We start from the raw sequence: 12,789 nt of genomic DNA, 5'->3' as shown, positions 1-12,789 counted from the left end.
TTCGGAATCACTGGGAAATCTATAGCGGAACACGCGCGCGCGCGCCAATTTCGAGGCCGGTTATAAACAGGCTTTTACGGCCTGGGAAAGGCATTTTCGTCAATATCTTGGGGGCCAGCCTTGCAAGGCCACCAAGGCTTCGGCTTTATGCGTGCCTGGACAGGAGAAAGATACACCATGGCGATGACAGAAACGATGATCAGCGCGCTGACGACCCTGCTGGTCACCGTCGATCCGCCGGGGCTTGCCCCGCTCTTTCTCGGACTGACCCAGGGCATGACGCGCGAGCAGCGCCAGCAGGTTGCCATTCGCGGCTCCGTGATGGGTTTCGCCATCCTGACCGTCTTTGCGCTGTTCGGCGCCACCATTCTCGGCGCGCTCGGCATTTCCATGGGCGCCTTCCGCATCGCCGGCGGCTTGATGCTGTTTGCCATTGCCTTCGAGATGATCTTCGAGAAGCGCAACGAGCGGAAGGAAAAGACGACAGGCGATGCAATCACCAAGGATCACATCCACAACCTCGCCGTCTTCCCGCTCGCCATCCCGCTGATCGCCGGCCCCGGCGCCATATCGGCCACCGTGCTGATCTCGGGTACGATGGACGGATGGATTGGAAAGCTGCAGCTGATTGCCGTCATCGCCGTGGTCCTCGGCCTCGTCTTGGTATCGCTCTACCTCGCAGAAAGGCTGAACAAGTTCCTCGGAGTGACTGGCCGCGCGCTGCTCACGCGTCTGTTGGGCGTGCTGCTGGCCGCGCTTTCGGTCCAGTTTGTCGTCGATGGCGTGAAGTCCGCCTTCGCTGGCTGACAGGCCCGGAAGGTAATTCGCCAATTGCCGAATTCCCTTCGGGCGGGCGACTTGCAGACCAGCATTGACCGCAAATGATTATGGGGGCCGAGGCCCCCATTTTTCATCTGATCCGGCCTGTTCTCAGAACGGTAAGAGGGAGCAGAATTGTAAACTGAGAGAGAGAACAAGGGCGATTTCAATATGATAAACGAGAAACAGTCGCGCTCGATCGTTAGTCTGTAAACAAATGGTCGAAATCCGCGAAAAAACGAACAATTAGTTTACAAAACGGCCGCCGCTGGACGCTCAAGGTTACTCATGGCCCCTACCCGACCCGCCCCCCCCAACTCGATGGGAGAGCGGACCCATGGTGTTCTGGATGCGGAAGTCCGGCCTGCGTTGACGTGCATGTGTCTGACCGCCGGAGCGGCTCCTGACCGACAGACCGCCAGTCGTGTTCGATGGTTGCATTCATGCCTGTTAGGCCGCACGGGAAGCTTCAGAACTGGCGAAGAGAAGCTTGCTCGCAGTTGCGTTCGCAAATCTTCACCTCTGCACAACGTGGCTTGTGTCGGTTGAGATGATCTCCCCGCAGTTCCCCACCTCCAAAAAAGCCTCGATCTTGACGGTGCCTCCGAGCATTGTAAAAATCCGCTCCACTCGCCTCTCCCGTTTTCCTGACAGAACAATGCCTGTCGTATTTCTGGTGATAAAAAGTAATGGCATCGCGCCGATCGACGGGGGACTTTTTGGAAATTGCATGCGACGAAGCGGGGCATACGGGGCCTGATCTGCTAGCTAAGGAACAGCCGTTCTTCGCGTTCGCTTCAATCAATATAGGTGACGCCGAAGCTGCAGATCTCATGGCTGCCGCGCGACGACTCCACCCGGTCCAAATGCCAGAGCTGAAGGCCGCCAAGCTCCTCTCATCCCCCCGCGGTCGGAAATTGATATGTACCCTTGTTCAAAAGCTGGAGGGGCGGTTTGCAATTACCGCTTCTGACAAGCTGCTCGCTCTCTGCGGATGGGTATTTGAGTATATATTCGAACCTGTTTTCCAGAACGACCCGCGAATTTTCTACCGGAAAGACTTTCACCGCTTTGTCGCCATGTTCTGTTATACTTACGCAATAGGTATGGACGAGCACGCAGAGGGCTTCCTTGCGCAGTTTCAGGCGTACATGCGCACGAAGAATCCTGCGGTTGCGCCGCTACTTTTTGAGTTCAAGGACACCAGTGAAGCGGCCTCGCTGCGACCTTTTTCTTTGCTCCAGATTTTCGCTACCGGCTTTCGCGACGTCATTGCGGCGGACAATGCCTCTGTCGTGGATCGCATGGCGGACGGAGGTCGGTGGATGCTGGATCTTTCTGCTTCCTCGCTCTGGAGCCACCTCAATCATTGGGGCAAGCAGAGAGTTCCCCTTTCAGTTCAGTGTGACGACAGCAAACCCCTCCGGGCGATAGCAGGAGATCTGGGTGGGCAAAGTCAGGAGCAAATCATACGCCGCATTAGGGAGATTGTTGGCGTTGACGAACCGGGCTGGGAACTTGTCGGGCCCATCAAGTTTGTTAATTCTAAATCGCACGCTTCGGTGCAAATCGCCGATGTTTTAGCGAGTACAGCAGCTAGTGCTTTCCAGCACGGCCTGCACGAGGACATGCGATCAATCACGACCATTCTCGATGCCGGCATGCTTCGCGATTCAGTTTTTCCAGACATCGAAAGACTTGATCTTCGGAACAGGTCCGCGGCCGTGAACTATGCGGTTCTGTATGAGTTAGCGATGACAGCATCAGGGAAAGGTACCGGGCTGCCTATCGAGGTCTACTACCGAGTTGCCGAAAACGGTTTCGACACTGGCCAGTTCCGTCTGAACCTCGATTGATCGGCGTAGCGCCCTCACACTTAACGGCACACGCCCGTTGTAGCCGCTGGCTTGAAAAAGCAACAAGACCCCAAAAGCGAGCACTATCAAGTTTCACCAGTGTAGTATCGCTCGTGTCGGAATCGGAGAACAAGTTCGCTAAAGCCTATAGGGCGGAATTTCTTGGTGAGCAGATAGCCGCGGCCACCAGAAGCCTGGTTCATCTAAGAGCACAGCCCCTGACGCTCCAGGGCGACGCGTCGCATGCAGTAGGTATGCAGCAATCGTCTTCTCGCGCCTGGTTAGACGTCTATTTCGGCGTTCTATGTTCAACCGGTCCAGTTCACGCCAAGCTGTCGCAGCCACTCAAATTCATCGAGCCCGATGCGCGATAGGTTCGAGGTTACTGAGTTAACTACCCTCTGCGCCTGCATGGGCTTCATTTCGGCAACCCACCGAACGAACAATTTTCCGTCATCTGGAGAAAAAACAGGAACGAGATAGTCGAACAACCTCCTCTCGACGCGGATCGTGCGATCTGCTGCTGGGATCAGTTCAAGCGTCTTAATGAACACGTTCTTCCGATCGATGAGAAGCCGCCGGCGGACGCCGTCATCGTCCACAATGACGTTGAATTTTCTCTCGTCCTCCACGAGACGACCAAACAGGAACTGAGCCTTCTCTCTCGGGAGGCGAACACTGTCGCAAACAGGAGTGAGACAAATATGGTAACCGTCCGCGTCATGGATGATCGATCCAAGCCGTATCGTCGGAAGTTTGCGATCTCTAAAGCTCTGCGCCTCCAGGTTAGTCAGCCGGATCGCCGAAGCAATCGCGAAATCCTCATGTTTGCGGACGCCCTCCGCGAAATCATCGCCTAGAACCCCATACAACCTTTGAGGAATAGAATCTGGTCCAAACTGTCCGGAAATTTCCTTTGGCATTTTACCAAGTGTATTCGCGAAGTCGCCTATATGCGACTTAAGCGTCTCAAGCGGTCCGTCGACCAGCGACAATGCGGAAGCTTCCGGCAACTCGTACATTGTCTTTCCTTCGGCATCCAGGGGTATCCTCGACTTCCCTCCCTCTGCGAAGAGTTGAGTAATGCGCTTCTTGATGCTGTCTGGACCTGCATATCTTGCAACGATCTCCTCGAGTGGGACCTGAGCCTCTATTTCCTGAAGAATCAAGTCGGCGATATACTGCTGCGCATCAGCCGGATTATTCAGGAGTGCGAACTGGGTAACGACTGGGCCGTCGAGATCGCCATTCAGACGCGCAAGTAGGCGATGAGTGTTGCTGCGCAGATGCCCCATAGAAGCTAGCGTAGCGTTCCTGAGTATGCCACCAGAGAATTTTGCGAACTCAGTGATTAGCCTCGTTGCGAGTCCTTCTTCCTCCGTGCAACGCTCCTCCTGCCCAGCCTCGTGATCCGTTGCAATTCCCTTGCCGAGAACGACAACCTTGGCAGTGGCTGGTTCGTTGTAGAACTCGAAAGGATTCGACGAAGCCTTGAGCGATGGAAGCTCGTCCGCAATGCGGACCGAAACCGTGCTGAGATCCCGCACGCCCGTGTAGATGGCAAACAGCCTTAATCGACCGCCAGCCCGACGATCCATTTCAAGAACTTTAAAGATGATCCCAAGGGCAATGTCACCGTTATCCACGCTCCCCATCTGCCAGTCGAGAACGATGATGTCACTTTTCGGCGCCAGCCGGAGCACTTCCATGGATATGGAAGCTGCCGACTGAGGCTTCAGGACGCTGCAGATCAACCCCTTCTCAGCAAAGCCGCGTGTTATCGCTCCGGCGTCCAGACGCTCCCTAATCGGCTGCGCTGCCGGAGTCGCGCCCGTCACGCTCACCGCAGATAGTTCGTCTGGATCCTCGAATGCCCCTCCGTCTGGGTCTGACACCATGTCTGCTGGCATCCCAAACTCCGCTTGGTCGTCGACGAGGACGGCGGTCTGAAGGAAATTCGCTGCGGCAGAACTACACTGCTCCTCAAAGGTCATGGACTGTCTTCCAGAATTGCGTCGTCAGGGATCCTAATTCGGAATGTGGCACCCTCGCCCTTCTCGTAGAGATCTAGCGTTAGTTGAAAGCCCTGCCTATTCAGAACATCATGCGTAATGCTCAGGCCAAGACCGGTTCCGCCAGGCTTTCGAGAAAATCCCGTCTCGAAAACTGCATATTCGTCGCCCGGAAGAACACCTGGACCACTGTCTGAAATAAGAAGCGAATTGTCTTGTCGGTCGAGTATCACTCGCTTTGGACGTTGGTTCGACGCAGTGCCCGTATCGAGATACTGACCGTGATTCAGCCAATAAATCGAGTTGTCGACCAGGTTTACGAATGCCGGATATATAGTCGACACGAAGGCCTCGATCTCTGTGCCCTGGAAATCCGAAGTCGCAATGAGTTCCACATTGTGGCGGCGCAGGCGATCGCCTAACAATTCCATTAGATAGCTGGTGACCTCGGATCCACGTATGACCCGTTTCGTCTGGTCGAGACCGCGACTGAGTGGAGCGAACAGAGACAGATAACTGTCCAAGTGTGCGTAGCTCTGCGTAATGTCATCGTAGACCTTTCGGAACTTCTCGTTCCTGTCGGCCCAGCTCTCGAGACGGCGCACGTTACGCCTTACGGTTCGAATCGCGGCGCTGAACTCATGATGGACGATGCCGATAGCCTGTCCCATTTGCGCCAGACGCATGCTTAGTTCTTCACGATCGCGGCGATCCTCCAGATCTGTTTCCATCGCCGTTAGCAGCTCGTCCATACGAGGGCCGTCTGAGGCGACTGAAGCGATATCTGAGGCGATCTTCTGGAGGATCTCGGATTGCCGCTCAGTTACTGACCTTATCTCGGCCTCGATCGAACTCTGGATCCGCGAAATCTGCTCCGGTGTCATGTTCGCGGACGCCTCTCGTTCGAAAGCTATCAGCTTTCCCTCGATCGCCTCTCGCACCGTCCTGATGCTATCTTTGGTCAGTTGCACCACACGCTCGTGGAATCCGTCCGCATCGGAGCGGACGTCGGATGACAGCTTCCGCATCTGTCGCTGGCTGTCTAACGAGATTTCTGAAATTGTCTCGTAAGCGAGTTGTCGGGCTTGGTCAGCCATGCCCAACCGGTCCTTGGCGGCTGCGAACGCAGATCGAACTCTGTCCATCGCCGGGAGGTATACGCTGTTTTCAAGCTGGCTACGCTGAGCTTCATAGCTCGCCCATTGCCTCGACTGCTCCTTGGTGAGGCCAACAGCTCTGGGACGGACGATCCGCGAGTCTCGAGAAATCGCCGCGATTTCGGCGAGCGCGCTGCTTTCCATGCGGCGTATCTCGCCCGGATCGATTTCTCCCTCGGAAAGACGGGCCAGCCTGCTTTCGATAGATGCAACGACGTCGTGCACACCGTCTTCAAAAGAACGTTCAGCCATCTTCTCGAAGAACCACTCAAGGCTCCTGGAGAGCTTACGACGCTGGGTTGCAATCTGCTGCTCGCGTTTCTTGAGAATCTCAAAATTCTTCGCATTCTCCTCCCTGAGAGCAAAGAACTCGTCGCTCGAAGTGCCGCCCTCCCGGAAAAACTCGGCGGCTAGCTGGATAAAGAAGTTCTCAAGGATGGCCCGAAATTCTTTGTACGCTGCGTTTGCCTGGAACCCTTCCCGTCCAGCTTTTTCGACGAGATTGGCGTTGGCGCGCTTAGTCGTCTCGATAACGCCCAGCATCCTTCGATAAGAAAAAAAGTAGTAGCCCGCGTGCTTAGTCCTTCGTCGTTCTATGTCGAGAAAGTCGTAGTCCGAGTCACCGTAGGGAAGGATCCGGATATTGTCGCGGTAAAGGTAAAGACCGCCGATCCTATTGAGTTTCCCGATCATCTCGTTCCAACGATCGCGGGGTAGAAGCGTTTCCCTCGCTGTCCCCTGCACATAAGCGAACGAGAGCGTGAAAGGGCCGCATTTGGTCGGCTGTCCTTTGCCGTTCGGCCAGTGGATACGCAGCGGACGGACTTCGCCGTTAAAGACACGGATAGAACCGGAAAACTGGCCGTGCTCGTCGAAAGCGCCGGACACCTGATGATCCGAACTCTCAAAATCCTGCGGCGTGAAGAATTGGTTCGAGCCGATTATGTCCTCCCACAGACCTCCTCCCTTGTGGTCTCGGAAGGCTGTGCGCATCGGCGGCGGAGTATGGCCGGGCACCATTGTGTTTGAGAACCCAAGCAAGGCCTTCTGCATGGGCGTCGCTTTCTCATCCTCGGCAACCTCGTCCACATCGAGAGCCAGCGTCTCGTTCGTTGGAAGGATGTAGAAGTGGGTACCATAACCCTTGCCGCGCAGATCCGGGCCTTCCAGCATAACTGAGGCGAGAGACGCTGGGTCTACGTCGAACCTGCGGAGGTCTTCGATAATCTGCTCCGCCAGCTTTGGATCTGTGTCCTTAGAAAGATGCTCGAGGTTACGAACGGCCTCCTGCACCATTTCTGATACTATTACCCGGTCAGGCAATGTGCCACCCTCGAGCTCCCTCAGAGGGATCTCGATATCGCCGAGCTGTATATTCGGCAGGCTGAAGACATCCCAGTGGAGCAGAGCCACCACCAGGGGCTTGGAAGCATCGGGGGATTTTTGCCTCGTGAGAACTAGAACCTGCTTGCCGAGGACCGCAATGGCAAGCCGGCCAATACCCTTCTCGCCCATCACGGGCCGCAGCGGCTGATCAGGGTCGGCTTCCGGCGGCGGCATGTATCCGCTCTCCCGCTTGCTATCCGTCGCGGCGGTCAGCCATCTAGTCTCAAAGTCGCGGCGGGACATTCCGACACCGTCGTCGCGCAAGACGAGCAGGTTTTTAACGCGGTAGAAATCAACGACGATATTGCGCGCGTACGCATCATGAGCATTCTTGAAAAGCTCCGATATCGCGGTGGGAGTTCCCGCCACCTGCTGGCGGCCGAGCAGGTCAATCGCCCGCGCTCCAATGCCGAATTTCGCCATCAGGATTGACCCAGGTATTTTCGGACATGCAAAATCATTGCGCGTCCGATGATTTCGGAAAGACGTGGCGGCACCGCGTTCCCGATCTGACGGGCCTGAGAATTCAGACTTCCGAAAAACTCGAAGCTATCAGGGAAGGACTGTAGCGAGGCGGCTTCCCTAACACTGATCGCCCGATCCTGCTCAGGATGGCCGAATCGACCGTTCGAAAGACTGATGCAGCGGGTCGTGAGCGACGGCGATGGACGATCCCAGCTCATCCGCCCATATACATCAGTGTAGCCCTTGAGGCCTTTGTGGCAGTCCAGCTTCAGATGCTCTGACCATGTACGCCTCCCCCCGCCTTCCGTCACGGCCCGGATTCTTTCGAGATTTTGGGGCGCAAGCGCGCAAGCATAGTGGTTTCGTATACTCTGATCCAAAGTACCAGCCGCAATCGGAGGAAAATGTCCTATCGCGTCGCGAACGGTCTTAACAGCATGAAGCCCTTCACCACTGCCGTGGGTCGGCGCTGGGAATTCGAACTCGCCGAAGAGGCTTGCAACAAGCACGAGCCTCCGGCGGTTCTGGGGAACTCCGTACTCCCTTGCCTCTACGATGCGTACAGAATGCTTATAGCCGTTGGCGTCCAGGAGTTCGAGCAACTCCTGCAGGGGCCCGTCTTCGGCTTCCGAAAAGGTCTGTAGACCTGGAACATTCTCGACGAAGATCAGCTCGGGACGGAACCGGAGCACAAATCGCGCCAGCTCCTTCAGAAGCGATACTCTGCTGTCCTTCTCCTTGCGCTGGCGGTTCTGGCGAGAGAACGGCTGGCATGGAGCACAGGCGCTGAATAGCACAGGTGAAACCCGCTCCTTTTCAAATAGATACTCAATCTCCGACGTGGTGAGGTGACAGATATTCTTAATTAACGCGGTGGCGCCCACGAAATTGTGAGCGAAAGTCGCCATGGCCTCGTGATCGACATCAAGCCCGAGCACAGGTTTCATCCCTGCCGCCCTGAGACCCTCGCTCGCACCACCACAACCCGAGAAGAAATCGTACACGAAGATCGGTGCTGCTGGTCGAATCGCAGCGTCACTTTCAGAATGGGAAATCGGGATCGCAATCGGCCGCTCACCGACCAGCCTTTCGAGAAACATGGTGCTCTATGACTTTCAAAGCATGTGCATTTCGGCGCAGGACTTGCTCGGTTACGCGCCAGTCTCACGTTTATAATTTCAACCTGTCAACTAATAATAAATGAATGTGACTACCGCAACCAAAGTCGCGGATAACGATCTTCTCACTTGGGGTGCAGCTATGAATCGTCACAACGCGTATTAGAATTTTGGCGCCGCTCCCCGACGATGAAGCTTAGCCATCTCGCGGTGGGCCGACATCTAACCACTCACAACTGATCGATCCAGTCCAGAATGGTGTCGCGTGCAGCGAACTCACCAAAGATGTGAATACTTCTGCCGTCACTTCCAACGTCTCCTTCATATGTGATGCCAAGCATTCCATACTCGGTTTCTGTGCTCCAGAAGATCGGCCCACCACTCATTCCGCTAAAGTCCGAATGTTTTGGAGGCTCACCGATTTCGCTGACGAGCTGAAATCGCCTAGTTGGCGTATGCCGAAGTTCCGCGAGGACTTCGAGCTGTGGCATAGAAACCTTATAGCCAAGTGGGTCAGACTGAACGCGGCGCTTAAGGGTTTCGGGAAACCCTACTGCGTAACCATGCCGTATCTGCGAAGGCAGGTCTGGGCAAGCGTCGAGATCAAAAGGCTCTTTACCGAGCTTCGCGATGAATTCGGGCATGACTTCCCTTACGGCAATGTCCAGCGGACCATCGCCGTACTGTGGCTGTGGGGTTTTGAAGCGATCCATGACGACGTAGAAACCGTTCAGCATAGTGCGCATGGAGTACGCGCTTTTGTCAGATGCAGCAGTAAGGTCGCGATAGTGCTGCACCACATGCTTACAGGTGATGCCGAACGTACGCCCCTTACTAGAGACAAATGTGAGTGTCCCGTTCCGGAGCGTCTCTTTGGGTTGAGCGAGCTTGGACAATGTCCTTGTGCCGACCTCGAAGTTCTCCGTCACTACCAAAGCTGCACAGTGCTTTGCGGCATTGGCGCTAAGTGCGTTGCAAATTGGGTACTTCATGCAGTTCTCGGTCCTGACAAACAGCTTCGATGACAGCCGCATAGCTGCAAGCATTGTCCTTTGCTGCACACTCGAATCGCATTTCCACACAACATGGAGGTCAGAGGCACTTGAGATGGTAAGCCCTCGTTGGCGGAACTCGAACATCGTGGCCGACAATATAGCACACCTTTAGTGACCGCATTCGCCCAAACTCGGACTGCCGCGCCAGATGACTGAATGTCGGACTCCGCCGTCTATCATTTAGTCATCAGTCACTCACTCGCGGCCCCTTGCGAAAATCGGTTTAGCTCGCGCATGCGTAATTTCGGGCGGCTCTCTCCGCCCAGAGATCACAGCAGGCCTTGAACTCAAATCCACAAAGCGGTTAGGTCTCGCCACTGACCAATCAGCATGCCGAAGTAGGAGAGGCGTTTGTCCGTCAGCCGTTTTCACGACTTACGCCTCGTTGAGCATCCCAACTTTCCGGGAGCAGCCGATCTATATAGGCGCATGCAGGGAGCACCCAAATTTGTCTTCTCGCGGGACATTATGGATTGGCTAAAAGAGCATGCGGCAGACTACGACCATGCCGTGGCCGTTGCAATTGAGGCGGGGCGCACGGAACTTCCATATGAGACCATGCTTGTAGAGTGGGGGCACGATACAGATGAGCTAATCTTCTGGCTTGTCGATGCCGTTGGACCGAATAGTTACCGGATCTGGCCAGCATTTCACATCCCACGCGCCAAGCGCAGCATGATCTTTGGGGACTATTTTCCGGCTTCGTTTGCATCAGATGGAAGCGCAATAGTCCAACCATACCAAGGCTGGGTTCCATCGCCAATTACAAGACAATTTATTGATAGCTATGCTCCCTCCGCAGCCATATCCCTCTGTCTTGCAATGACGCTCCACGTACGTGGAATCGTCACACGAGAACCCGCTCAGATCAGCCCTAAGCTAGACGCGGCACGCATCAAAAAGGGCAAGCCGCCGATCACGAAAGACTATGTAAAAGTACATATCGGCTACAGCACTGATAGGCAGGGCAAGGATCACGCGTATGAGGAAGGCCGAGGTCACGTCAAACCACATATCCGCGCTGGTCACTATAAGAATCAGGCTGTGGGTCCTGGCTGGCAGGAGCGCAAAAAAATTTGGATCAAGCCGTATCTGGTGAATTACGGAGACGACACCAGCATCGCTTCATCGCCACAATACCTCGTAGTTCCGTAAAAATGCTATTCTAAATTAGTCCGTGCGTGGGAGACGAATTTGACCTCTCCGCAGTGAAACCTAGAGCACTAGCGAGCAATGGACGCCGCGAGCCCTTTGAGGTCAGCCATCGATTATTCGATCTTTAGGCAGCCAACCTCTTGTGAAGCCGACACTCATGGCACCGGATGTCAGCCTCAGTTGCTCATGCAAATGATGGCAATCTCTCAGGACCGCGCGCAGCGCTTTTCGCGCATCTCCGCCGAACAGCGAGAGAACTTCTTCGACCTCGTCAGGCTGCTCTTCGACACATGCGGTCACTGCTTGCATGACTCTTTCTCCTCCGGCTTCTTCCGGGCGAGCACATAGACCGACTGGCGAGTAGCCATGCCGCCAAAAGTGCGATGCCTCTGGGCTTCATTTCTCTCCCTCCACGCTCGCGCTTTGGCTACCTCGGCAAGGGCATTCGCAACGACGTCATTCGTGCTTGCAGTGGTCATGTTTCACCTCATATGTTCTCTTTATGTTCTCACTCTCCTGATGTAGTGTCAACTATTCATCGTTGAAGGGGAGCGGCTCCTTGGGCGGTGGGAAAATTAAATCCTTTGCCCCTCGGCGGGGGCGCGAACGAGAGTAGCCATGGCAAGCCGCAAACAGCGTTGGACAAAAACCCTTCTGAACGCACGTTTTCCCCACCACGTCATCATTCCCTGGCCTGAAAGCCGCAGCGTTCAGGAACGACTGCCGATCATCTACGAAGCTACTGCATTGGGCGTGAGACACACGCGGCTCATTTCCTATGAATCGGATGCGACCTGGCTGCTGCACAGCTTCGCCGACCGCGACATCGCTCTTCGCTTCCGTGCTTGTCATCGGGGCGAAATGATCGAACTATCCGAAATCGATCACCTGGGATGGTGGAGGCCAGCGGAGGACGGCATGTGCAATCTCTACAACATTAGTACCAACCAAGAGGCCATGCGTGCGCTGGGCAGGGTTGCGAACGATATCCTCGGCAATCTCGAGCCATCGATCGATGTCTATCCGGACCGTCCAGCACCCGTCGTGCGCAATACGCCCGGCGGCCGCGAACTCGCCGCTTTGACGTGGGGAATGCCGTCACCAAGTTTCGTGACCAAAGGGAACCCGGACACGGGTGTCACCAATATCCGGAACATTGAATCCAGACATTGGCAGCCTTGGCGAAGTGTCGAGCACCGCTGCCTTGTCCCTTGGACGACGTTTTGCGAATGGGAAGACACGAAGCCCAGGAAGACAAAGCGCTGGTTCGCGATCAACGAGGACAAGCCACTGACCTTCTTTGCCGGCATCTGGACGACATGGAATGGTGTCCGCGGTTCACAGAAAACGCCGCGGCCAGGCACCCACGAGCTGTTCGGTTTCTTGACGTGTGAACCGAACGAAGTTGTCGCCCCCATTCACCCGAAGGCGATGCCAGTCATTCTCACTACAGAAGAAGAGCGCGAGACCTGGATGACAGCACCGTGGGACGACGCACTCAAATTGCAACGACCGCTTCCGGCAGCAGACATGATCCTGCTTCCTCTTGCTGGCTAGTTTTTGAGATGCTTGCGATGTTCGTCAGCAACGTAGCGAGCTTCGACCTCGGCCATGTTGATAAGATATGCAAGGAGAGTGTGGCCGTTATCATCGGCCACCTCCATTAGGCTCTGCAAGCGCTGAGCAACTTCGTCTAGCCGCCTGATAGCTTGCACCCGCTCTTCTGCTGTCCATCCTTGCGGAGATGAAGCAGGGCCATTTCGATC

General features: G+C 55.4%; 9 protein-coding genes. 4 read left to right on the top strand and 5 right to left on the bottom strand.

Translation table 11 applies throughout. The annotated features are described in order from the left end of the window. Positions 1 to 177: 177 nt before the first annotated feature. Positions 178 to 807: a MarC family protein gene (locus tag BSY240_RS03035; protein WP_054148128.1), complete on the top strand. Its 630-nt coding sequence runs from the start codon at positions 178 to 180 to the stop codon at positions 805 to 807. A 701-nt stretch (positions 808 to 1,508) separates the two neighbouring features. Then, entirely contained in the window at positions 1,509 to 2,675 is a 1,167-nt protein-coding gene (locus tag BSY240_RS03030) for a DUF3800 domain-containing protein (protein ID WP_069041374.1), read from the top strand. Between the two features lie 308 nt (positions 2,676 to 2,983). Here BSY240_RS03030 and BSY240_RS03025 read toward each other — a convergent pair whose 3' ends face one another. The 4 genes from BSY240_RS03025 to BSY240_RS03010 all read right to left on the bottom strand — a co-directional run bounded on the left by BSY240_RS03025 (position 2,984) and on the right by BSY240_RS03010 (position 9,859). Beyond that, a complete protein-coding gene (locus BSY240_RS03025; protein ID WP_069041373.1) occupies positions 2,984 to 4,669 on the bottom strand; it encodes a response regulator receiver domain in 1,686 nt (561 codons plus the stop codon). Further along, a complete protein-coding gene (locus BSY240_RS03020; RefSeq protein ID WP_069041372.1) occupies positions 4,666 to 7,653 on the bottom strand; it encodes an ATP-binding protein in 2,988 nt (995 codons plus the stop codon). The genes BSY240_RS03025 and BSY240_RS03020 overlap by 4 nt, the downstream gene beginning before the upstream one ends. Next, complete coding sequence (locus tag BSY240_RS03015) at positions 7,653 to 8,795, bottom strand: DNA cytosine methyltransferase (RefSeq protein WP_083229546.1); 1,143 nt, start codon at positions 8,793 to 8,795, stop codon at positions 7,653 to 7,655. The genes BSY240_RS03020 and BSY240_RS03015 overlap by 1 nt, the downstream gene beginning before the upstream one ends. A gap of 248 nt (positions 8,796 to 9,043) precedes the next feature. Next, positions 9,044 to 9,859 carry a hypothetical protein gene (locus tag BSY240_RS03010; RefSeq protein ID WP_069041371.1) on the bottom strand — a complete coding sequence of 272 codons (816 nt, stop codon included), beginning with the start codon at positions 9,857 to 9,859 and terminating at the stop codon, positions 9,044 to 9,046. 360 nt (positions 9,860 to 10,219) lie between these two features. On the opposite strand from BSY240_RS03010, the gene BSY240_RS03005 reads away from it, so the two are divergent. Beyond that, positions 10,220 to 11,023 (top strand): hypothetical protein, encoded by an 804-nt coding sequence (locus BSY240_RS03005; RefSeq protein WP_150127386.1) that lies wholly within the window; start codon positions 10,220 to 10,222, stop codon positions 11,021 to 11,023. A 102-nt stretch (positions 11,024 to 11,125) separates the two neighbouring features. Here BSY240_RS03005 and BSY240_RS23585 read toward each other — a convergent pair whose 3' ends face one another. Continuing rightward, on the bottom strand, positions 11,126 to 11,332 hold the full coding sequence (locus BSY240_RS23585) for a hypothetical protein (protein WP_083229545.1): 207 nt from the start codon (positions 11,330 to 11,332) through the stop codon (positions 11,126 to 11,128). 609 nt (positions 11,333 to 11,941) lie between these two features. Between BSY240_RS23585 and BSY240_RS02995 the strand changes: the two genes are divergently transcribed. Further along, positions 11,942 to 12,580 carry an SOS response-associated peptidase gene (locus BSY240_RS02995; protein WP_069043807.1) on the top strand — a complete coding sequence of 213 codons (639 nt, stop codon included), beginning with the start codon at positions 11,942 to 11,944 and terminating at the stop codon, positions 12,578 to 12,580. The last annotated feature ends 209 nt before the right edge of the window (positions 12,581 to 12,789 follow it).

Source organism: Agrobacterium sp. RAC06 (genome assembly GCF_001713475.1).
Classification (GTDB): Bacteria; Pseudomonadota; Alphaproteobacteria; order Rhizobiales; family Rhizobiaceae; genus Allorhizobium.
The sequence above is the reverse complement of the archived record's forward strand: the minus strand, read 5'-3'. Positions and strand labels throughout refer to the sequence as shown.